Source organism: Massilia sp. DJPM01, from assembly GCF_030348125.1.
Taxonomy (GTDB): domain Bacteria; phylum Pseudomonadota; class Gammaproteobacteria; order Burkholderiales; family Burkholderiaceae_D; genus Telluria_A; species Telluria_A frigida.
Map to the genome: position 1 here is coordinate 17,618 of NZ_JAQOZV010000048.1, position 23,693 is coordinate 41,310.

Below are 23,693 nucleotides of genomic sequence, written 5' to 3' on the forward strand. Positions count from 1 at the left end.
CAAGGGCAGTTCTTTCCTGATGTGACTTACCAAAGAGGTTCGCGATGGCAGATGATGGCTCAAAACAATCAACAGCGGTATGGCCGCTCCCTAAATTCTATTTCCAGGTGAAATGGGATTCCCAGGTCATGTCGTTCCAGGAAGTCAGCGGGCTCGATATCCAGTCCGAGGAAATCAAGTACCGCCACGGCGACAGTCCGGAATTTTCGGTGATCAAGATGCCCGGCCTGAAAAAGGTCGGCAACGTGACCATGAAAAAAGGGGTGTTCAAGTCGGACAACAAGTTCTGGGAATGGTTCAACCAGATCAAGATGAACACCATCAAGCGCGTGCCGGTGACCATCAGCCTGCTCGACGAGACCGGCGCCCCGACCATGGTCTGGACCCTGGCCAACGCCTGGCCGACCAAGATCACCGGCACCGATCTGAAGGCCGAGGGCAACGAGGCATCGATCGAGACGATCGAGATCGTGCACGAGGGCTTGACCATCGCGAACGCCTAAGCGGAACCCGCGCATGCTCAACCCGCTATCGCTGCTGACGTCGGACGGCTACCAGCCGTCCGCCTTCTACTTCAAGGTCATGTTCGGCGCGACCCTGGGCCTGGTCGACACTTCCTTCAAGGAGGTGTCGGGCATTTCCGCGGAACTGGAGACGGAAACCGTGGTCGAAGGCGGCGAAAACCGCTACGTGCATACCCTGCCGACCCACTACAAGTCGCGCAGCCTGCAGCTCAAGCGCGGCATCGCACCGATGAGCTCGCCCCTGGTGCTATGGTGCCGTTCGGTGTTCGAGGCCGATTTCGTCATCCCCATCCTGGCCCAGCCGATCGTGGTGTGCCTGATGAATGCCGACGGCTTGCCGATCCGCTCCTGGAGTTTCGCCAACGCCTATCCGATCAAGTGGGAAGTCGAGGCCTTCGGTTCGGAAAAAAACGAAGTCGCGATCGAGAACATTACCCTCAGCTATAACTATTCCAACCGACTGACCTGACCATGCCTATTGAAATCGCCCAGTTGAACATCAAGTCGAACGTGGTGCAGGGCGCGTCCGGTGCCGGCGCCGCGCGCGCCCAGGAAGCGGCGCCCGTCAAGAAAGATACCTGCGTGCCGGGCGGCCCGCAACTCGGCGCCGACGACAAGACCGTGGCCCAGCGCACCCGCCTGCTGCGCGACGCCATCAACCAGATGCAGGAGCGCTAGATGGGCGGCATCAGCCTCGGCTCGAAAAACCTGCTCAAGATGTCGCCGTGCGATGCGGATGGCACCGACATCGCCGGCCCCTTCTTCGAGGTGCAGATCAATCCGGCCAGCTACCAGCATCGCCTGAGCGTGCAGTACAACCAGTGCCCGACGCTGGGCCAGCCGGGCGCCACGCCCAAGTTCAGCGCGGTCAATCCGGAAAAGCTGACCTTGCCCCAACTGATCCTCGACGGCACCGGCGTGGTATCGCTGGTCAATGCGGACCTCAGCGCGATGATGAGCAGCGGCAGCCTGGCCGCCAGTGCCGCCCCCAGCGTCACCGAGATGCTCACCGCCCTGCGCACCCTGGTCTACGATTACCAGGGCGACATCCACGAGCCGAACGTGCTGCGCTTTGTCTGGGGCGACATGAATTTCGTCGGCGTGGTCGAGTCGATGGACATCGACTACACCCTGTTCAAGCCCAGCGGACAGCCGCTGCGCGCCAAGGTCACGCTGGGCGTGCTGGCCATGGCCAGCCCCAAGAAAATCGAACAAAGCGCGACCAGGAGCTCGCCCGACCTGTCGCACCTGGTGGCCGTGCGCGCCGGCGACACCCTGCCCCTCCTGTGCGAGCGCATCTACGACGATCCCGGCTACTACATGGAAATCGCCCGCGTCAACGGCCTGGTCGGCTTTCGCTCCCTGACGCCCGGCATGCTGCTGCGCTTTCCTCCGATTAACTGAAGGACAAGGCCGAACCGATGTGTCCCCCGCCCGATTCCCTGCCCGATGCCGCGCCCGCCGCTGGTCCGCCCTCGCCCGCCCTGGCCAGCAAGGGCGTGTTCAAGCTGGTCGTCAAGAGCGACGGCGCGGTGCTGCCCGACAGCATGCGCGTGATCGCGGTGGAAGTGTCGCGCAGCGTCAACAAGCTGGCGCAGGCGCGCGTGTACGTGGCCGACGGCGACATGGCGGCCAAGACCTTCGCCGTCAGCGACGCCAAGCAACTGGTGCCGGGAGCGCGCATCGACATCGAAGCCGGCTACGGCAGCAAGACCTCGCCGATTTTTTCCGGCATCGTCATCAAGCACGGGATCCGCATCGACGCCGGCAACCGGGTGCGCGTATGCATCGAATGCCGCCACGCGGCCTTCGCACTGACCTTGAGCCGCAACAACAAGAACCACGTCGACAGCACCGACAGCGAGGCCATCGAGGCATTGCTGAAAGGCTACACCGGGGTTGACGTCAGCGCCACCACCACCAAGTATCACGGGCTGGTGCAGTACTACAGCAGCGACTGGGATTTCCTGCTGGCGCGCGCCGAAGCGAACGGCCTGCTGGTCATCACCGGCGACAAGAGCCTTACGGTGAAGGCGCCCGACACCAGCGCCACGGCCGTGCTGAGCCTGACCTACGGCACCGACATCATGCGCTTCGAGGCCGAGATCGATGCCCGCACCCAGTACACCCAGGTGACCGGGGTCAGCTGGGACCCGGCCACCCAGGCCATTGCCAGCCAGGACGCTTCGCCCGAGAGCATGGGCTTGCAGGGCAACCTGGACGCGGCCACCCTGGGCAAGGTGGGCGGCGGCGCCACGCTGCGCCTGCAAACCCCGGTGCCGCTGGAAACGGCGGCGCTGACGGCCTGGACCAAGGCGCGCCAGGTCAAGGCCGCGCTGGCGCGGGTGCGCGGCAGCATGGCTTTCCAGGGCAGCGCGCTGGCCTTGCCCGGCACCCTGATCGACCTCAAGGGCGTGGGCACGCGCTTCAGCGGCAAGGTATTCGTCAGTTCGGTCGAGCATCACATCGCCGACGGCAACTGGGTCACCGATGTCGACTTCGGCCTCGACCCCGAGTGGGGCGGCGCACGCCACGGCGGCCCCGGCGAGGCCGCCTCCGGCCTGATGCCTGGCGTGACCGGCCTGCACATCGGCAAGGTCGCCAAGCTCGATGAAGACCCGGCCGGCGAGAACCGCATCCAGGTCACCTTGCCGGTGCTCAAGGACGACGCCGGCGGCGTCTGGGCGCGCCTGGCCAGCGCCTATGGCTCGGACAAGGTGGGCGCCTTCTTCATTCCCGAGATCGGCGACGAGGTGATCGTCGCCTATCTCAACAACGACCCGTCCAACCCGGTCGTCATCGCCAGCCTGTACAGCAGCATGCGCGCCCCGCCGTACGGATTGACGGCCGAAAACTATACCAAGGCGATCGTCACCAAGGGCTTGCTCAAGGTCGAGTTCGACGACGAGAAAAAGGTCATCACCCTGCTCACGCCCGCCGGCAACACGGTGGTCATGAGCGACGACGCCAAATCCATCGTCGCCACCGACCAGAACGGCAACAAGGTGTCGCTCAGCGAACAAGGCATCCTGCTCGACAGCGCCTCCGACATCGTGCTCACCGCCAAGGCCAAGGTCACGCTCACGGCCGGCAGCGACATGGCGCTCAAGGCCAGCAAGGACATGACCGGCGATGGCCAGAACATCACCATCAAGGCCGGCATGGCGATGGTGGCGCAAGGCGCCTCCAGCGCCGAATTTTCGGCCAGCGGCCAGACCACCATCAAGGGAGCGACCGTGAACATCAACTGACCGCGCCCGAGACCCGATCCGCCGCCCCGACCAACGTTCCCGAAAGGATGCCGCCATGCCGCCCGCCGCCCGCCAGACCGATATGCATGTGTGCCCGATGCAGACACCCGCCGTGCCGTCCCCGATTCCGCACGTGGGCGGCCCGGTGATCGGCCCCGGCATTCCCAGCGTCCTGATCGGCAAGCTGGTGGCCTCCGTGGTGGGCGACAAATGCACCTGTGTCGGCCCGCCGGATGAAATCTCCAAGGGCTCGATGACCGTCTTCATCGGCGGCAAGGCGGCCGCGCGTGTGGGCGACCCGTGCCAGCATGGCGGCACCATCGTGCTCGGCTGCCTCACTGTCATGATCGGCGGATAGAGAGCCATGAGCATCGACCAATCCTTCCTCGGACGCGGCTGGGCCTTTCCGCCCGCGTTCTCCAAAGCGGGGGGGCCGTACAGCGCCGGCGGCCAGGCGGCCATGGTCTCGGGCGACGACGATATCCGCCAGAGCCTGCACATCCTGCTCTCGACCGCGCCGGGCGAGCGGGTCATGCGCCCCACCTTCGGCTGCGGCATCAAGCTGCATGTGTTCGACAGCATCAGCTACAACACCCTGACCGAAATCAAGGGCATGATCGCGCACGCCATCCTGTTTTTCGAGCCGCGCATCACGCTCGACCGGATCGTGGTCAGCGACGCCGGCATCGAACAGGGCCGGCTCGACATCCACCTGGTCTATACGGTGCGCCTGACCAATACGCGCAGCAATATGGTCTATCCGTTCTACTTCGTCGAAGGCACCAATGCCACCCTTTGACGCCGATCCCCCGCGCCTGTTCGTGCGCGATGGCACCAGCCAGGCCGGGCGCCTGCTGCCGGCACTGCAGGACGGCTATTTTTCGCTGGCCGAAATGTCTTTTCCCGACCTGCTCGCCATGGCCAGCGAGTACGCCGCCCTGGTCAAGTTCTACCAGCTCGACAACAGCGTCAACGGCAACTGGGAAGCCTATTTTTCGGCCGACGAAACCATCGTCATCGCGCGCATCCTCTCGACCAGGCTGGCGCGCCTGCAAAGCGCCTTCGAGCAGTGGTGGGACGGCGCCGCCGATATCACGCAATGGCGCGTCGAAACGCTGCCGATGACGGCCCTGGCCACCGATTTTCTCGACCGCTGGACGCGTGCGCTGGAAACCAGTCCCGGCAACGCCGGACGCAAGCTGCACGCCCTGCTGGCGAGCGTGACCGCCACCCTGTGCGAGGATGGCAGCGGGTTTGCCGCCTTCCTGCCGGCCCCCGGACTGGGCCTGGGGCCGCACTGGCATGGCGCGCCCGCCGGCCATCTGAGCCGGGCCAGCATGCGCGCCAGCTATTTTGCTTTTGTGAAGGCGATCGAGATGGTGCAGCAGGAAGCGGCGCGCCTGTTGCCCGACTCGCTGGTGAGCGGCGAGCACGACCCCGGCGTGGCGCTCCTGATCGCTTTCATCAAGATGGCCGAGCGCCTGCACCGGCGCCTGAACCGCTTCACCGGCGCCCACCTCGACTTTTATTACGAGCGCGTGCTGCGCATGAAGCCGCTGCCGGCCGTGCCCGACCATGCCTGCCTGGTGGTGGCCCCGTGCGCCCCCGGCCAGTACGTGGAGGTGCCGGCCGGCGCCGAGTTTTTCGCGCGCCCCGGCGGCGCCGGCGCCCAGCTGGTGTACCAGACCGAGCGCGCCCTGCTGGTGGGCGACGCCCGGGTGCGCTCGCTGAGCACCCTGTACTGCCACCGCGACCCCGATATCGCCCCCGAAAACGACATGGACCAGCAAGGCCAAGCGCCGCCCCACGCCGCCTGGCCCAGCAACATCTGGTGCCGCCAGCTCGACGTGCCGGACAAGCTGGTCGTCACCGATCCGGCGCCGCTGTCGGCCGTGCCGCTGATGGGCGCGCCCAAGAACCCGGGCGACCAGCGCGGCGTGCAGGATGCGCGCTTCGGGCTGGCCCTGGCCAGCACGGTGCTGCTGATGCGCGAAGGCATACGCCGGGTCAGCCTGAGCTTGCGCTTCGACGACGATACCCTGGGCAAGCGCCTGGGCGCGCTGGAAAGGGTGCTGCACGACAAGCGCCCGAACGGCCCCGCCAGCGACGAGCGCATCGACCAGGAGGATGTGCGCGCCCGCATCCTGCGCGGCCTGTTCTTGATCGAGCTGAGCGGCCCGGCCGGGTGGCTGCCGGTGCCGGCCTACTATCCCTGCTGGGAGGGCGACGCGCAGGACGGCGCGGCGACGCCGCCCACCCTGCGCATCGACTTCGAGCTGGGCCTGGACGCCGCGCCGGTGGTGCCCTACGCGCCCGCGCTGCACGGCGAGGATTACCAGGTCGCCGTGCCGATGCTGCGCCTGCGCCTCAATCCGGACAGCTACGTCTACCCCTTCGGCCTGCTGCGCGCGCTGCACCTGGCCGCCGCCACGATCGCGGTGCACGTGTGCGGCTGCCGCCAGCTCTTGCTGCACAACCACATCGGCATGCTCAGCCCGGCCCTGCCCTTCCAACCCTTCGGCGCCCTGCCCACGGTCGGCTCCTACCTGATCGTCGGCAGCGACGAAGCGGCCGTCAAGACCCTCACCAGCGCCGACATCGACCTCGAATGGGGCGACCTGCCGCCCGACAGTGGCGGGTTCCTGGAGTACTACCACGACTATCCCGGCGCGCTCGACAGCGACCAGTATTTTGCCCGGGTCGAGGTCCTGGCCGACGGCGTCTGGGGCCCGGACGAGGCCGAAGCGCCCTGGCTGCCGCTGTTCCGCACCAACGACGGCAGCGCTAGCCGGCGCGTACTGCGCCAGGTCACCCTGCCGTGCGACAGCGTGATCGCGCGCGTCAAGCCGGTCGCCGCGCCGGCCGTTCCCGAAACCAGCTACAGCGCCACGGCGCGCAACGGTTTCTTCAAATTCACCCTGGCCGCGCCGCGCTTCGCCTTCGGCCACCGCGAGTATCCGTACGCACTCAGCTACGCCATGACGCGCAACCTGCGCGACAAGAGCCGCCACTTCCAGGCCGGCGTGCCCGACCTGCCCTACACCCCGCTGGTCAACACCATCGCGCTCAATTACCGCGCCATCGCCCATATCGACCTGCACCAGCGCGCGCAGCCCAAGGCGCTGGCCAACAACCTGCTGATCCACCTGCACCCGCACGGCTGGGAAGCGATCGGCGCCGCCACCGAGACCGGCGCCACCCTGATTCCCGACTGCGAGTACCTGGGCAACCTGCATATCGGCCTGGCCGCCAGCGGCTTCGAGGCCGCGCTGACCTTGTTCTTCCACCTGCGCGACGATTCGGCGCCCGGCCACCCGGGCCAGCCGAACTGGTCTTACCTGAGCGGCAACCGCTGGAAACCGCTGGCGCGCCGCAATATCATCGCCGACGGCACCAGCGCCTTCATGACCTCGGGCGTGGTCACGCTGTCGATGCCGCCCGACATCAGCCTCGACAACACCGTCATGCCGGCCGGCCTGTACTGGCTGCGGGTGGGCGCGTCGGCCGCGCTGGAGCACTTCTGCAGCGTCTACACGGTGTACGCCCACGCCCTGCAAATCCGGCGCCAGAGCGCCGTCGCGGGGCCCCTGGAGAGCATGATCCTGCCGCCCGCCAGCATCGAACGCAGCCGCACCGTGATTGCCGGCCTGGGCAAGATTACCCAGGTGGCCGCCTCCTCCGGCGGGGCGCTGCCGGAAAGCCGCACCCAGATGCATACCCGGATCGCCGAGCGCCTGCGCCACAAGGGGCGCGCGGTGACGCCGGCCGACTACGAAGCGCTGATCCTGCAGCAATTTCCCGACGTCTACAAGGTCAAGTGCTTCCCGAATATGGTCACCGAGGGCGTCTCGGCGCGCGACTGGATGCGCCCCGGGCACCTGCTGATCGTCGCGCTGCCGCATGTGGCGGACGGCGCGCCGCTCGACGCCATGCCCCATCTGAACGGCAAGCTGGTCGACGACATCGGGCGCTTCATCCGCAGCGTGGCGCCGCCGGCGGCCACGATCGCGGTCAAGCCGCCGGTGTACGAGCAGATCCAGGTGCGCTGCGGCATCCGCCTCAAGGAAGGGCTGGCCGGCGGCCACTACATCACGCGCCTGAACCAGGATATTTCCGCTTTCCTGTCGCCATGGCGCGCGCCGGGACCGCAAACCCACTTCGGCTGGCGCGTGCGCATGCACGACGTCGAATCGTTCATCATCGGCCTCGACTACATTGCCGACGTCAGCGGCTGCTCGATGCTGCGCGTGGCGCCCACCGGCGCCGCACGCTTCGTGCTGTCGGACACGGCGAGCGGGGTCGATGCCGCCGCTGCCGCCGCGGCCGCGCTCACGCCGCAGTATCCGTGGAGCGTGGCGGTGCCGCTGCACAGCCACCTGATCGGCATGGCCAGCAGCAGCGACGCCGCCCGCGCGGCCGACCTGAACACGCTCGACATCGGTTCCACCTTCATTATTTCACCAAAGGATAGCAATGGCGCTTCATAGCCGGGAAACACTCAAGCGGCTGTTCCAGAAAGGCGCGATGCCAGCCCAGGACGCGTTTGGCGCCCTGATCGAATCGATGCTCAACATCGTCGACCAGCAATTCGACAAGAATGCCCACGACGGGCTCAAGGTCGGCCAGATCGGCCAGGGCCGATTGATGAGCTTTTACCATGACATCGCCGACAAGAGCGCGATCTGGTCGGTGCGCATGGACAAGGGCGGCGGCAGCCTGGTGTTCGGCACCGGCGGCCCGCAAACGGCGGACGGCCCGGACGGCGCGCCCGGCTACCGCAAGGCGATGGCGCTCAGCCCGGCCGGCGCCGAAGTCCGCTTCGCCGCCCTGCCCGGAACCCCGCGCGCGGCCACCAGCCAGTTCGAGCTCGACCTGCAAGGGCGGATCGTGGCCGACGGCCGCCTCGGACGCGCCTGCGCCAGCGTGCCGGCCGACGGCGACTGGCACGACATCACCTCCGACCTCACCGGCTGCCAGGCGTTCGAGGTGATGGCCGGCGCCGGCAAGCCCGATTCCGGCAAGTACGCGCTGCTGCACGCCTTTGCGCTGTCCGCCTTCCAGGGCGGCAAGAACGAGATCACCTATCACCAGGCCCACTACGGCAGCAAATGCAGCCGCCTCGAACTGCGCTGGAGCGGGGCCGGCAAGGCCGCCACCTCGCCCTACCGGCTGCAAATCCGGGTCGGCTGCGCCTACGACGCCGACGCCACCACGGCGGCCGAGCGCACCGCAGTCCGGGTCTACCTGACCCAGCTCTGGTTCGACCCGGCGATGAAGGCCGGCTGGCCGAAGTCGGCACGCGGCGGCCAGCCGTGAGCGCGCTCACGCTGTCGCTGCGCGCCGACCAGGGCGCGCTGGTGATCGAGGCGCTGGCCGAGCTGCCGTTCAAGACCGTGTTCGACCTGATCGGACGCCTGAACCGCCAGGCCAATGCCGGCGCCGGCGCCGGCGAGGATGCCGCCCAGGCCTACAGCGTCAGCCTGCCCGACCTGCAACTGATCGTCGGCGCCCTGCGCCTGCTGCCCTACCACCGGGTGCACCTGCTGATGGACGCGCTGGAAGAGCAGGTGGCCGGCATGGGCGAGGCATGAGCGCAGCGCTGAGCATTCCGAGTCGCGGGCCAGATCCCGACGGCCTCGATTTCGAGGCCCTCCAGCGCACCGGCACGACCTTGCTGCAAGCGCTGTGCGGGCAGCGCTGGACCGATTACAACGCCCACGATCCAGGCGTGACCATGCTCGACCAGCTCAGCTACGCGCTCACCGAACTGGCTTACCGCTCCGCCTTCCGGCACGAGGATTACCTGGCCGGGCGCGATGGCACGATCGACCTGGAACGGCACGCGCTGCACCTGCCGCAAGCGGTTTTCCCGAGCGAGCCGATCACCGCCGGCGACTGGCGCCGCCTGCTGTACGACCGCATTCCCGACATCGAGGATGTGTGGGTAAGCGAGGCCGGCGATGGCTTGATCGACATCGCATTCAAGCTGGGCGATCCCGCCACCGGCGTGCGCACGGAGCCGGCGCAGGCGCAGGCGCAGGCGGCCGGGGTGGCGCGCCGCATCCGCGCCGAGGCCGGCACCGAGCGCGCGCTGTGCCAGGACATCGGGCGCATCACCACGCTCGAGACCGAGGATTTCTACCTGAAAGGCGATATCGAAGTGCACAGCCGGCGCGATCCGGCCGCGATCTACGCCGACATTTTTTTCCAGTGCGCCCACCACGTCATCTCGGGCCTGCAATTGAACAGCTACGAGCATGCGGCGGCCGACGGCATGCCGCCCGACCAGCTGTTTTCCGGTCCGTTCACGACGCACGGCCACATCACCGAGAGCCTCCAGGTCGAGCCCGACGCCGCCATTTCGCTGCCACGCCTGATCGGACTGATACGCGGCATCGATGGCGTGCGCCAGGTCCATGCGCTTAGCTTGTGCACCGCCGACGGCCGGCCGGCCAGTCCCGGTGGCGCGGGCGGGCTGATACCGCGCCTGTGCTTCCCCGGCAACGCACAGCAAAAGCGCCTGCTGCACCTCCATTTCATGGGCCAGACCATGGCCACCGACAGCGCCGCCGAGAGTGACAGCGACGCCCTGAACGCACTGATCTCGAGCGCCAGGATCAATTTGAACAAACTGCAGTTCGAAGCGCGCGCGCTGCGCCAGCGCCACGCCTCGCTGGAGCACCTGGGCGAGGTTGCGGCCGGCGCCGGCCAGCCGCTGGCGCCGTACTACTCGATCCAGCACCAGTTCCCGGCGATCTACGGCATCAATGCCTACGGCGTGCCGGCCAGCGCCCCGCCCGAAGCCCACGCCCACGCGCGCCAGCTCAAGGCCTACCTGTATGTCTTCGAGCAGGTGATGGCGAACTACCTGCAAAACCTGGCCGGCATCGCCAGCGTGTTTTCGATCGATACGGACCTGGCCCAATCGTATTTTTCGCAAGCGCTGAACAACGCCATGCTGCCCGATATCGAGCCGCTGTACACGCGCGAGCCTGACCAGATGGCGCAGGAACTCGATGCGATCCGGCGCCGCCTCGATCCCTTCGAAGACCGGCGCGAGCGCGTGATCGACGTCATGCTGGCGATGTACGGCGAGTCCTACACGCAGCAGGCGCTACGCAAATTCAATGTGTACTTCCCGGTGCGCCAGGCGATGCAAGCCTGGCTGCTCGATAACAAACTGGCCTTCCTCACCCGCATCGTGGTGCTGCTGCGCCAGCGCGCCGCCGGCTTTCGCTACGACCTGCCAGCCTGGGACAGCGACAACGTCAGCGGCGCCCAGCGCAAGATCGCCATCTTGCTTGGACTGCACGAACATCACTGCTGCCGCTCGCTGTGCGAGCCGATGCGGCGCGCCGGCCTGCGCATCGTGCCCGACGAGCACCTGGCGCAGGGAGCGCTGTCCGGCCTGTTCAGGCACCTGCGCGCGGCGCGGCCCGGCGCCACCATGAGGATCGCCGCGACCCTGATGCGCAAGGCCTTCGCGCCCGGCCGGCTGGATATCGACCGCACCCCGGAGGGACGCGACGTGGTCCGTTTCAAGGTCAGGAACGCGCCGTTGGAGCACTGGCCTTTGGGCGAGCTCGCATCCGGCGAGGATGCCGGCGAACTGAAAAACTTGAGCGAGACCCTGCGCGCGCTGAACATGCGTTGCGAAGGCTTTCACCTGATCGAACACACCCTGCTGCGCCCGCGCCGCGCCGGCAGCACGGAGCCCTGCGCCGCCGGCGACGACTTTTACCCGTTCCGCGTCAGTGTCGTGTTCCCCAACTGGACCGCGCGCTTTCACGACCCGGAATTCCAGAAGCTGGCGCAGGAAACCGTCAGCCTGAACCTGCCGGCCCACATCCTGCCCACCTTCTACTGGCTGGGCTACGTGCAGATGGACGATTTTGAAACGCATTTTCGCATCTGGCTCGACAAGCTGCGGCATGCTGCCTTGGCCGGCCACGACGCGGCGGACGCCGACAATGCCCTCGACGATGCCTCCGCCTACCTGACCAGGTTCCTGCTGCGCCAGCAGCGTGACGCCGCCGCCAGTCACTGGGTATGAGCCGATGAGTGCCCTCCACCGCATCGGAGAACTGCATGTCGAGCTGACATTCGAAAGCGATGCGCCGCGCCCCCAGCCGGTGCCGCACGAGCGCCTGCTGGAACTGGTGAAGGGGCGCATGCTGCCGGAGCTGGAAGCGGTGCTCGACGAAATGGATGACGGCCGCCTGCGCCGCATCGAACGGCTCGACATCGATCTGGGCGACGTTCCCGCGCACCTGCTCGACGCCGAACTGGGCGAACGCCTGCGCGAGCTGCTGCGCGACGCGCTCGGTGAAGCCTTGCGCGCCAACCCTGGCGTCGCCGCCGACACGGGCGCGGCGGGCAGCGATGGCGCGCTATTCGAGCGCTTCCTGCGCAGCGGCGCAATGGATGGCCGTGGCGACACCCCGGGCGCACTGCTTGAGCGCCTGCTGGCCAACGAGGCCCTGGCCTTGCCGGCCATCCTGCGCCGCGCAGTGGCCGGCCCGGGCGCCGTCAAGCGCCTGGCGCAGCAGTTCGATGGGGAACAGCTGCGCCGCCTCCTGCCGCTGCTGGCGCACGGGGCCGAAGCCTGGCTGGCACTGGTGGACGCGATCGGCGCCGCGCTTCCGGGCGACGCCGGGGCGCGTCGTCACCAGGTGCGCACGCTGTGGGAACTGGTGCTGGCGCAGGTGCTGGGTACGGCATCGGGCGCGGCCACGCCGGCACTGCGCGCTGCCGCCGCCGCGCTCGGACCTGGCGCCAGCGCGCACACCCCGGCACTGCTGCGGGCGATCGGCATCGATAGTGCCGGGCATGGCCACCTCGCCGACGATGCGCAGGCGCGCTTCGCACAGGCGCTGTCGGTGACCGACGCGGGGTACATCTGCGGCGACTGGGACGAGCTGGTGGCGCACCACGCCCCGGCACTGCGCGCGGTCATGCTGCACCAGGGCGCGGACCAGGCCTTATGGCAGCGTATCGCCGCGCATTTTCCACTGTCCATGCTGGACGACATGGCGGCACTGGCCGGATCGGCGGCCGCGGGTCACGGGCGCGATGGCTGGGCCGAGGCCATGTTCGAGGCGCTGGCACCCGCCGCCGCCGCAGACGCGAAGGTCAAACAGTTCGTTCGCATGCTCACGCAAGCCAATCCGGACGACCTGCCACCCGCGTGGACGGCCCTGCGCGCAGTCCATGCCGGCGCACTGGCGGACGCGATGCGCGGGATCGGCGCGCGCCACGACCTCTGGCAGCGCGTCGCGCAGCGCTTTCCCCTGGCGCTGCTCGACGAGCTGACCATGCTCCTGGCGCCGCAGGCATTGTCCATTCCAGAAGCCCGCGTGGCGGCGCTCCCGTCCGCACAAGCACGCAGCGCCTGGCTGGCCGGGGTGATGCACCTGAGCGCCGTGCCGTTCGACGCCGCGCGCTACCACGCCGCGCTGCGCGCCCCGAGCGCACTCGTGGTCAAGCTGTGGCAGCGGATCGACGCATGCCTGGCCAGCGCGCAAGGCGAGCAACTATCCGGCATCCGCAGGCAGGAAATCGCCGCCCATGCGGCCGGCAGCGTCAGCCCGGCGGACTTCCTGCGCGCGGCGTGGGACGATCTGCGCCAGGGCACGGCCTTCGATCCCGCAGCCGTCGAAGCGCGCGCCGCGACGGCATGCGTGCTGCGCGCGCTGTTCGATGCCGATGCATCCGCGCTGCCGGACCTGCCCGGCGAACCCACGCGCGCGGCGATTGCGCATATCGGCGCCAATACGGACGTCTGGAAGCGCGTGGCCCAGCGCTTTCCCATCGCGCTGCTCGATGCGATGACCGCGCTGATGGCGCCGCAGGCGCCCGCCATCCTGCATCGCCTGGGCGGCGCCGCGCTGGCCGAGCGGGACTGCTGGTTCGCCAGCATGATGTACCTCGCGGCCATGCCCTTCGACGCGGACCGCTACACGGCTGCGATGACCCATGCCGTCGGCGCGGCGGCGCAAGCGCGCATTTTTTCGGCCTTGCTGGCTGCGGACGCGGCAAGCCTCCCGCCAGATGCCTTTGTCACACACGGCGAAGCCGCGCGCGACGCCATTGCCCGCATCGGCGCACGCCGCGAAGTCTGGGAGCGGATAACGCAACGCTTCGCGCCCGATATCCTTCACCGGATGACGGCTTTGCTGGCGCCGCAGGCCGGTGACATCTTGCGCGAGCTGGCGGTCTGCGGGCCGGAGCGCTGGCTTGCCAGCTTCATGCACCTGACGGCGATGCCGTTCGACGCCGCCAGCTACGCCGACGCAATCGGCATGAACACCTCTGCGGACGCCGGACAGCGCATTTTCTCGGCACTCCTGGCTGGCGATGCGGCGAATCTGCCAGCAGACCTGCTCAGTACGCACAGCGAAGCCGCACGCGAGGCCATCGCCCGTATCGGCGCGCGCGGCGACGTCTGGGAGCGCGTGGCGCAGCGTTTCCCGCTCGATGTACTTCATAGTATGACGGCCTTGCTGGCACCGCAGCGCGAGCTGCCGATTCATGACCGGAACCGTTGGCTCGCCAACTTCATGCACCTGACGAGTGGCGATGACACGGAACAGCGTATTTTCTCGGCCTTGCTGGCCGGCGACATGGCGCACCTGCCGGTGGACATATTCAGTACGCACAGCGACGCGGCACGCTCCGCCATCGCCAGGGTCGGCGCGCACGGCGACGTCTGGGAGCGCGTTGCGCAGCGCTCCCCGTTCGAGGTACTTGACCGGATGACGGCATTGCTGGCACCTCAGCAAGAGCAACCGACGCGTGACCGGAACCGCTGGCTCGCCAACTTCATGCACCTGACGAAGGGTGAGGACACGGAACAGCGCATACTCTCCGCCTTGCTGGCCGGCGATCCAGCGCTTCTGTCGGCGAATATATTCCGTACGCACAGCGAAGCGGCACGCGCTGCCATCGCCCGCGTCGGCACCCGCCGCGACGTCTGGGAGCGCGTGGCGCAGCGCTTCCCGCTTGACGTGCTTGACCGGATGACGGCCTTGCTGGCACCGCAGCGCGAGTTACCGGTTCATGACCGGAAGCGCTGGCTCGCCACCTTCATGCACCTGACGAGTGGTGAGGACACGGAACAGCGTATCGTCTCGGCCTTGCTGGCCGGCGATGCGGCGCTCCTGCCGGCGGATATATTCAGTACGCACAGCGAAGCGGCACGCGCCGCCGTCGCCCGCATCGGCGCGCGCAGCGACGTCTGGGCGCGCGTGGCACAGCGCTTCCCGCTCGATGTACTCGACCGGATGACGGCCTTGCTGGCACCGCAGCGCGAGTTACCGGTTCATGACCGGAACCGCTGGCTCGCCAGCTTCATGCATCTGACGAGTGGTGACGACACGGAACAGCGTATTTTCTCGGCTTTTCTGGCCGGCGATGCGGCACTCCTGCCGGCGGATATATTCAGTACGCACAGCGAAGCGGCACGCGCCGCCGTCGCCCGCATCGGCGCGCGCAGCGACGTCTGGGCGCGCGTGGCACAGCGCTTCCCGCTCGATGTACTCGACCGAATGACGGCCTTGCTGGCACCGCAGCGCGAGCTACCGGTTCATGACCGGAACCGCTGGCTCGCCAGCTTCATGCATCTGACGAGTGGTGAGGACACGGAACAGCGTATTTTCTCGGCCTTGCTGGCCGGCGATGCGGAGCTCCTGCCGGCGGATATATTCAGTACGCACAGCGAAGCGGCACGCGCCGCCATCGCCCGCATCGGCGCGCGCCCCGATGTCTGGAAACGCGTGGCGCAACGCTTCCCGCTCGATGTACTGGGAGAGATGACGGCCTTGCTGGCACCGCAGCGCGAGCTACCGGTTCATGACCGGAACCGCTGGCTCGCCACCTTCATGCATCTGACGAGTGGTGAGGACACGGAACAGCGTATTTTCTCGGCCTTGCTGGCCGGCGATGCGGCGCTCCTGCCGGCGGATATATTCAGTGCGCACAGCGAATCGGCACGCGAAGCCATCACCCGCATCGGCGCGCGCCCCGATGTCTGGAAACGCGTGGCGCAACGCTTCCCGCTCGATGTACTGGGAGAGATGACGGCCTTGCTGGCAGCGCAAAGCGAGCCGCCGGTCCATGATCGGGAGCGCTGGCTCGCCAGCTTCATGCAGCTGGCAGGCGTGCCGTTCGATGCGCACCTACGCCTGCCAAAACCGGCTATCCCCATCCTGCGCGACAGGATCGACGTCGCCGCCGACCCCGGACAGCACATTCTGGCAGCGCTGCTGTCCGCCGACGCGGACGGCTTCGAGGCGTGCCTGCTTGCCGTGCAGGCCGACGAGGCGCGCCAGGCAATCGCCCGCGTCGGCGCCCGCTTCGATGTATGGCAGCTTGTCGCCCAGCGTTTCCCGCTCGCGCTGCTCGGGCGAATCACCGCCCTGCTGGCGCCACGGGCGGCATCCATCCTGCGCGACCTGCACGCGGGTGCGAACGCCGCAACGATTCCCGAGCGCCGCCGCTGGCTCGCCAGCATCATGCACCTGACGGCCACGCCATTCGACGCCGCGCGCTATACCGCCGCCATGAGCGCCATGGCCATCGACATCAGCACCGAGCCGGTACAGCGCATCCTGTCGGCGCTACTTGCCGCCGACGCGGCAGCGCTGCCGCCCGATGCCCTTGTTGTACACGCGGACGCCGCGCGCCAGGCCATCGCCCGCATCGGCGCCCGTGCGGACATATGGCAGCCAGTCGCGCGGCGCTACCCGCTAGCGCTGCTCGATGACCTGACGGCATTGATGATCCCGGCCGCTCCAGCCATCCTGCGGCAGCCGCAGATCGCCGGCGGCGCCGCGATACTGCCCGCGCGCGAGCGCTGGCTGGCCAGCATGATGCACCTGGCAGCAATGCCGTTCGACCCGGTGCGCTATGCGGCGGCGGTGGGCGCACCTGTGCCGTCGCACGCGCCGCCCGATGTCACCATGCAGCCGCTCCAGCGCATCCTGGCGGCTCTCGGCGATGCCGATGCGGCAGCCCTGGCGCCGGACCTGCTCTCGGCGCACAGCGATGCGGCGCGCCAGGCAATCGCACGCACTGGCGCCCGCTTCGACGTGTGGCAGCGCGTCGCCCGGCGTTTCCCGCTCGCGCTGCTGGACGAATTGACGACGATCGTGGCGCCGCAGGCACCCGCCATCCTGCGCAACATCGCAGCCGCGTCGGCGGCGCCGGCACGCGACCTCTGGCTCGCCAGCATCATGCACCTGGCGGTGACGCCCTTCGACGCGCAGCGCTACGAAGCGGCGTTGCGTGCCCCCAGCGCGCCAATCATCGACCTGTGGCAACAACTGGCCACCCGCATGGCCGCCGTGGACAACCATCTGCAGCGCGACATGCAGATGCAGGCCATCGCCGCGCATGCAGCGCACAGCGCGAGCCCGCCGGACTTCCTGCGCGCCGCCCATGACGCGCTCGGACATGCGCAGCGCATCGATCTGGGCGCCGTCGATGCGCGCGCCCGCACCGCGTTCCTGCTGCGCGCGCTCGTTGACGGCGACGCGGCCGGACTCACACCGGCCGTCTTTGCGGGTCTCGGCGACCATGCGCGCAAGGCGGTCATGGAGATCGGCGCGCGTGCCACCGTGTGGGAGCGGGTCGCGCAGCACTTCCCGGCACAGGTGCTCGATGCGCTCAGCGCCCTGCTGGAGCCGCACGCCGCCACTGCGGCATCGCCCGACCGTGCGCGCTGGCTGGCCGCCATCATGCAACTGACGGCAGCCCCGGCCGCCGCCGCGCAGCCGGCCACCCACACCACGCGAGGCGATCCGATTGCCCAGTCATGGCAGGCCATCAAGGCGCACATGACCAGCCCTGACAGCGTGCTGCAACACGCCATCAGCGCGTACGCGCAGCGCAGCGCCGATACCGCCAGCTTCCTGCGCGCCGTCAACGCCGCCCTGGAGCGCGGCGAGGCCATCGACCTCGAAGCCATCGCCGAACACGTCGACAGCCAGCCTGCCGCAACCACCGTGCCATCTTCCCCGGAGAACCCCATGCCTGCCGCACCGACCACCCAGGCGCCGCCAGATCCCGACCTGCTGCGGCGGATCGCCGCCCACCTCGACGGCGCCGGCGAGCACGGAAAAAACCTGCTCGATGCGGCCCAGGCCCATGCCGGCCGCAGCGCCGCGCCGCAGGCCTACCTGCATCAGGTGCTCGACGACCTTGCCAACGAACGTGCGGTCGACCTCGACGATCTCGACGCGCGTTTCGCCGCACCAGCAGCACCCGCGCCGAAGCGGGCCGCCGTCTCCTGCGCACATGCCCTGGCCGCCCATCCGCCGGCGCAGCGCGCGGCGCTGGCGCCCCTGCTCCACGGCGCCGGCGACGACAGCACACAGTTTTCGGCGGGCCTGCTGGAGAGCGTGGTGACGGTGCTGGCCGGAGCCGACCTGGAAGCCGTCCTGCGCTGTGCGCGCGAGGTTGGCGGCGCGCTGGCGCGGGATCTGCCGGCGCCAGCTGCCGCCCGCATCGGGCTGCGCACCAGGCAATTTGCCTTTGGCTGGTTCTTCGAGCAGCGCCTGCGCTTTGAACCGGCCGCGTACGCGCGCGCGCTGGCGTCCCACCTGGCCGCGCCGGCCGACACCGCCGCGCCAACGCAACGGCATGCGCCGGCCCTGGCGTCCGCCACGGCCAGCGCGCTGGACGACGAATGCGACGCCCTGTTCCTGTCGAACGCCGGCCAGGTATTGGCCGGCCCTTACCTTCCGCGCCTGTTTGCGATGGTAGGCTTGACCGAGGGCGCGCGCTTCAAGAGCACCGAAGCGGCCGAGCGCGCGGTGCACCTGGTGCAGTTCATCGTCAGCGGCCAGACCGACTGCCCGGAATACCTGCTTGGCCTGAACAAGGTCTTGTGCGGCTTGAAGCTGAGCGCCCCGATCATGCGCGAGATCGTGCCGACCGAAGAGGAGCGCGACGCGGTCGACACGATGCTGCGGGCGATGATCGCGCACTGGAAAACCATCGGCAACACCTCGCCCGACGGCTTGCGGCAATCGTTCCTGCAGCGGCGCGGCAGCATGCACCTGAAAGACGACGCCTGGCGCCTGAAAGTGGAAGCCGGCTCGTTCGACATGCTGCTCGACGCGCTGCCGTGGTCGTTCTCGGTTATCCGGCATCCATGGATGGAAAGGGCTGTGCATGTCGAATGGCGCTGAAAAAGAGGCCATGATGGCCAACGCGCGCAGCCTGGCGCGCGAGATCGACTGGTTCGCGCAAGTGCTGACGGCGCGCTTCGAGACGTATTTCGTCGCCCAGGACGCCGACGCGGGCGTGGTACCGGTGTTCCCGGCGCCGCCCGACCTGGCCGGCGATCCCTCGCTGTTCGCCGAGACCGTGCGCAACAGCCACGGGGACGAGATGAGCGCCGACGAGCGCATCGTCCTGATCCTGGCACTGCTGCCGCACATCCGCCCGCAGGCGCTGGACCTGCTGCTGACGCATAACAAGCTGATCGAACGTACCTTCACCGAATTCGGCGGCGTGCGCGGCGCGGCGCACAGCGGCCTGCTGCCAACCGGTGAAACCGCCGTCTTCATCCTCGCCGGCGACGACTTGCAACGCCGCTTCGAGGTGGGGCGCCTGTTCGAGCCTTCGCACTTTTTTGCGAAACTGGGCATCTTGCGCATGCAGCAGGTTGCCAGCGGCGAACCGGCGCTGCGCGCGACGCTGGCGGTGGAAACCGATTATCTGCACCGGCTCACCGTCGGCCAGCAGCATAAGCCGGACTTCGGCGCCGGCTTTCCGGCCAAGCTGATTACCACGCCGCTGGCGTGGACCGACCTGGTGCTGGCCCCCGAGGTGATGGATGAAATCGAGCAGATTCGCGCCTGGCTGCGCGGCGGCCCCGCCCTGCTGCGCCGCTGGGACCTGGACACCAAGGTCAAGGCGGGCTTTCGCGCCCTGTTCTACGGCCCTCCCGGCACCGGCAAGACCCTCACCGCGACCCTGCTCGGGCAATCGGTCGGGGTGGACGTGTACCGCATCGACCTGTCGATGATCGTCTCCAAATATATCGGCGAGACCGAAAAGAACCTGGCCAATGTGTTCGACCAGGCGCAGAACAAGAACTGGATTTTGTTTTTCGACGAGGCCGACGCCCTGTTCGGCAAGCGCACTGAAGGCAGCAGCTCGAACGACCGGCATGCGAACCAGGAAATCTCGTACCTGCTGCAACGGGTGGAAGACTTCCCCGGCGTCGTCATCCTGGCCACCAACCTGCGCTCCAACCTGGACGAAGCGTTCGCGCGGCGCTTCCAGTCGGCGATCTATTTCCCGCTGCCGGACGCGCTGCAACGCGAACAATTGTGGGACAAGCTGTTTCAGGACCGCGCTTTGCTCGCTGCCGACGTCGACCTGCACCGCCTGGCCGACAAGCACGTGCTGTCGGGCGGTGCACTGACCAACGTGGCGCGCTACGCCGCGATTCGAGCGGCGCGGCGCCAGGAAAAACAGCCGGAGGCCACCGTGCGCATCGAACTGGACGACCTGGAACGCGCGATCAAGAAGGAATTCATCAAAGAAGGACGCACCCTTTAGGGATCTATGAACCTACATTCACGCTGGTCTTTCCTTCCCTGTGCGGCGCTGGGCGTCCTGTTGGCGCTGGCCGAACCGGCGGTGCGGGCCGCCACCGCGCCGGTGCCGCCTGTGGCGGCGGCACCGGCACCGCCCAAGCCTGGCGCGGCGTCCAGGCCGATGCCGCCGGAAGCGATTACCGTGCCCGTACCAAGGCCGGAAACGGTTGTCGTGGCCGAGCCGGCGGCGGTTGTACCGGTCACGCCGGCGCCATCCAAGGCTGCTGCGGCCACGCCGGCGCCAAGCAAGCCGATTGCGGCAGCCACGCCGGCTCCACCCAAGCAGATTGCGGCAGCCACGCCGGCGCCAAACAAAGCGACTGCGGCGCCGCGCCTGCTGTCGGTCGAGGTGCTGCAACGTTACGACGCCAAAAAACGCAAGCGCATCCAGGATGCGCTCAAGCTGATCTTCCAGGGCGACGCGTCGTACGCGAAAGCCCACGCCACGGCCGGCCAGCCCCTGTCGGACAACGTCGTGGGACCGATCACGCTCTCCTTCATCACGCGCTTCTGGCTCTACTACAACATCGAACCGGCGCCGAACGTGTCGGAGGAGTCGGTCGCCGCCCTGCTGCATTTCGCCGACCGGCTGGCGGCGCACAAGGAATGGCGCCCCGATGTGCTCAGCGTCGAATTCGGACAGTGGATCGACAAGCAGACCGACCGCGCCGCGCTGTATCCGATCCGGCTCCGGCTCGACGAGGTCAAGCTGCCGCCGGTGCTGGTGCGCTACCACGCGGTGGTCACGCCGCAAGTTGTCAACGCGGGCGACAGGGTTGGCCAGGCGTACTGGTACGGCTTGACAGAGGACGACCTGAAGACCATCACCAGCAAGCGTGAATTTTCGGCCGCCACGGTCAAGGCGCTCAAGGCGCTGGTGGAACCGGACACCGTCATCGCGCACGCCGACTTCGAGGAGGAGGTGCAAGCGCTGCTGGCCGATACAGGCGAGAAGACGGGGCCGCTGCTGCCGCTGCTGAAAGAGCATGCTGTCACGACCGACCACGGCATCGGCGTGACCGACGAAACGCTGGCCGCGATTGCCGACCGGCCCGTGCTGCCCGCGCCGCTGGCCACCCTGCTGCAAAAGATGGTCGGCATGCAGTACCCGCACCAGCAACTGTTTGCGCGCGCGCTGCAAGACCGGCTGAGCGTGGGCATCGGCGGTTGCCAGCAGGTCACGCCGCCCACGCGCCGGGCGCCGCCCCCATCCGGGCGCATGAGCGACGACGACATGAAGGCACTGATCGCCGCCGTCAGTTCCGGCCGCGATGCCGACCCCGGGCTCGGCAAGCGCCTTCAATCCCTGCGCGACGCCAAGCTGTGCGCGCCAGCGGCCCCCGACATGGCCAGCGACGGGGCGATCGCCAGCGATAGTCCGGGAACCACGGAAGCGAGCACGGTGGGCGAGCTGTACAAGCGCTATAGCTACCTGTTCGACCAGGTGGGGCGCAAGACGCCAGCGTACAACCCGTCCGCACCGATCACCCTGGCGGCGGGCTTGTGCGGTTGCAGCGACGACCAGAAAACCCAGGTGTTCCGCTTCCTGCCGTTCTGGCAGGGCGGCGCCGCCCAGCGGATCGATTTCAGCCTGGTGTCGCGCGTAAATTACTATGGGGTCACGTTCGAGGATAACGGCGAACTGATCATGGCAAACGGCGGCGGCAGGGTCAGCGAACTGTTCAGTGGCAAGGACGACCGGCAGCTCGATTTCGTCACCACCGCGCGCCGGCACCGGGTCAGTGTCGACTGGGTGATCCAGCGCAGCGCCTGGGGGCCATGGGCGGCGCTGAGCGCCAAGGAGCGCGAATTCCGGTTCAACCAGCTATCCGACAACATCGTGCGCCTGCTCCGCGGGCGCATGACCGACTTCCCGTCCAGGGCGCGGCCATGGCTGTCGTTCGGCATGGCGCCGGTGCCGGTTCGAGGCGATGGCGTGACCTTGTATTTCGATGGCTATCCGCGCGACCCCGTTTCAGTGGTCCAGTTCGATGCCTTCCTTGCCAGGCTGCGTCCCATGCTGGACGAGTACGATTTTTCCCTGAACATCATGATGCGGCGCGCCGAACTGAACACGGGAATCTACCAATACGACAAGCTGGCCGGCATGGTGCGTCCGAAGGAAACGCCGGCGCCAGCGTCGCTGAGCGCCAAGGCCCTGCAGCTGTTTCAGCGCGAACAGGTGCGCAGGCTGCCCTACTTCCTGGTCCTGTTCGATGAGCCGAGCGGGCAGAACAAGCTACTGCTGCGGCGCGAGATCGAGAGCAGCAATACCGGCGTCGATCAGCTCCATCTCTTGAACCGGATGGTGCCGGTCATTAATTTTGACGGCGACGGCTGGCAACAGCTGGAAGACGACCTGGTCTATTTCAACCAGAATTTCGGCGGGGTCGGTTTCTGGCCGGGACGGCCATTGTCCGCCACGGCGCCCCCCAAGCCGGCGGTGGCCGGCGTCAAGCACTGCAACGAATCGCAATCGGTGGACGACTGCATCCAGGACTTTTTCCGCGATCCGCCGGGCCAGGCCAGCAGCACCGACAGCACGCTCAAAAAAATCGTCTGCGAATACCGCTGGCTGCTGCGCTTCGCGCTCGATCTGATGGTCCTGATCCTGGTGGTGCTGGCGATCACGTACGCACGCTCGTGCCAGGCGCGCACGGTGTTGCGCAAACACTATCTGGTGCCGCTGGCCGTGGCGCTGCTGGCCGTCCTGGTGCTGGTCGCCTTGCTGCTGTTCGATCCCTACCTGGCGCCATTGACGGACGGCTACCTGATCCCCGCCGTGCTGGTGCTGTGCCTGATCGGCATGTATTTCTATTTCCGCGCCAAATTCAAGGAGCGCAACGAGCGGCCGTAAGGGAGGCAGGCGGGCCGGTACTGCCGCTGCCTTGCCGGACGGTCAGGCGCTTCTGGCTGTCCTTTCTCCGCGTGGCGTTCGGTTCGTCCAGTAACCGCGCCCGTGCGGCTGCGTGCTGGCGGCGCCGCACGCGTGCGGCTTGCTTTGCAGTCGCGATACCGCAGTGCCAATCAAACACAGCTCATCCGGACGGCGACACCAAGGCATTGCACGGACCACACGGCCGGTGCGCTGCGTTACCAATACTTCCCTGCACGCATATCTGGTATTGGTTTCATTCAATCTGGTATGCATATTCCCGCATATTGGTGTTATATTGGTCTAGCGATATTGCATATAAGGCATCATAATCGCTGCGCGGATTGATTCCGCCCATGCCGCACGAGCAAGGAACTTCGCGCGGCACATGGATCGACCTGGTTTATCTCCGGCACGCACGTGTCCCGACAAT

14 protein-coding genes are annotated in these 23,693 nt (G+C 67.6%); all 14 read left to right on the forward strand.

Annotation, left to right across the window (positions count from 1 at the left end):
- Positions 1–44 precede the first annotated feature (44 nt).
- Genes PO883_RS25280 through PO883_RS25345 form a run of 14 tightly spaced genes read left to right on the forward strand, consistent with a single transcriptional unit; the run spans position 45 to position 23,242 of the window.
- Complete coding sequence (locus tag PO883_RS25280) at positions 45–503, forward strand: phage tail protein (protein WP_289312214.1); 459 nt, start codon at positions 45–47, stop codon at positions 501–503.
- 13 nt (positions 504–516) lie between these two features.
- Positions 517–993 (forward strand): phage tail protein, encoded by a 477-nt coding sequence (locus tag PO883_RS25285; RefSeq protein ID WP_289312215.1) that lies wholly within the window; start codon positions 517–519, stop codon positions 991–993.
- 2 nt (positions 994–995) lie between these two features.
- A complete protein-coding gene (locus PO883_RS25290) occupies positions 996–1,202 on the forward strand; it encodes a DUF5908 family protein (RefSeq protein WP_167088980.1) in 207 nt (68 codons plus the stop codon).
- Positions 1,203–1,928 carry a peptidoglycan-binding protein gene (locus tag PO883_RS25295; RefSeq protein ID WP_289312216.1) on the forward strand — a complete coding sequence of 242 codons (726 nt, stop codon included), beginning with the start codon at positions 1,203–1,205 and terminating at the stop codon, positions 1,926–1,928.
- Positions 1,929–1,945: 17 nt separating this feature from the next.
- Positions 1,946–3,775, forward strand: coding sequence for a type VI secretion system tip protein VgrG (gene vgrG / locus PO883_RS25300; RefSeq protein ID WP_289312217.1), 1,830 nt, complete (start codon positions 1,946–1,948; stop codon positions 3,773–3,775).
- Between the two features lie 55 nt (positions 3,776–3,830).
- A complete protein-coding gene (locus PO883_RS25305) occupies positions 3,831–4,133 on the forward strand; it encodes a PAAR domain-containing protein (protein WP_167088977.1) in 303 nt (100 codons plus the stop codon).
- A gap of 6 nt (positions 4,134–4,139) precedes the next feature.
- Complete coding sequence (locus tag PO883_RS25310; RefSeq protein WP_167088976.1) at positions 4,140–4,574, forward strand: GPW/gp25 family protein; 435 nt, start codon at positions 4,140–4,142, stop codon at positions 4,572–4,574.
- Positions 4,561–8,262, forward strand: coding sequence for a baseplate J/gp47 family protein (locus tag PO883_RS25315; RefSeq protein WP_289312218.1), 3,702 nt, complete (start codon positions 4,561–4,563; stop codon positions 8,260–8,262). The genes PO883_RS25310 and PO883_RS25315 overlap by 14 nt, the downstream gene beginning before the upstream one ends.
- On the forward strand, positions 8,249–9,091 hold the full coding sequence (locus PO883_RS25320) for a hypothetical protein (protein WP_167088974.1): 843 nt from the start codon (positions 8,249–8,251) through the stop codon (positions 9,089–9,091). Before PO883_RS25315 ends, PO883_RS25320 begins: the two co-directional genes overlap by 14 nt.
- Positions 9,088–9,366: a hypothetical protein gene (locus PO883_RS25325; RefSeq protein ID WP_289312219.1), complete on the forward strand. Its 279-nt coding sequence runs from the start codon at positions 9,088–9,090 to the stop codon at positions 9,364–9,366. Before PO883_RS25320 ends, PO883_RS25325 begins: the two co-directional genes overlap by 4 nt.
- Positions 9,363–11,828 carry a hypothetical protein gene (locus PO883_RS25330; RefSeq protein ID WP_289312220.1) on the forward strand — a complete coding sequence of 822 codons (2,466 nt, stop codon included), beginning with the start codon at positions 9,363–9,365 and terminating at the stop codon, positions 11,826–11,828. Before PO883_RS25325 ends, PO883_RS25330 begins: the two co-directional genes overlap by 4 nt.
- Before the next feature lie 4 nt (positions 11,829–11,832).
- Positions 11,833–18,966, forward strand: coding sequence for a contractile injection system tape measure protein (locus PO883_RS25335; protein ID WP_289312221.1), 7,134 nt, complete (start codon positions 11,833–11,835; stop codon positions 18,964–18,966).
- Positions 18,950–20,347, forward strand: coding sequence for an ATP-binding protein (locus tag PO883_RS25340; protein ID WP_289312222.1), 1,398 nt, complete (start codon positions 18,950–18,952; stop codon positions 20,345–20,347). Before PO883_RS25335 ends, PO883_RS25340 begins: the two co-directional genes overlap by 17 nt.
- A 6-nt stretch (positions 20,348–20,353) precedes the next feature.
- Positions 20,354–23,242, forward strand: coding sequence for a hypothetical protein (locus PO883_RS25345; RefSeq protein WP_289312223.1), 2,889 nt, complete (start codon positions 20,354–20,356; stop codon positions 23,240–23,242).
- Positions 23,243–23,693 lie beyond the last annotated feature (451 nt).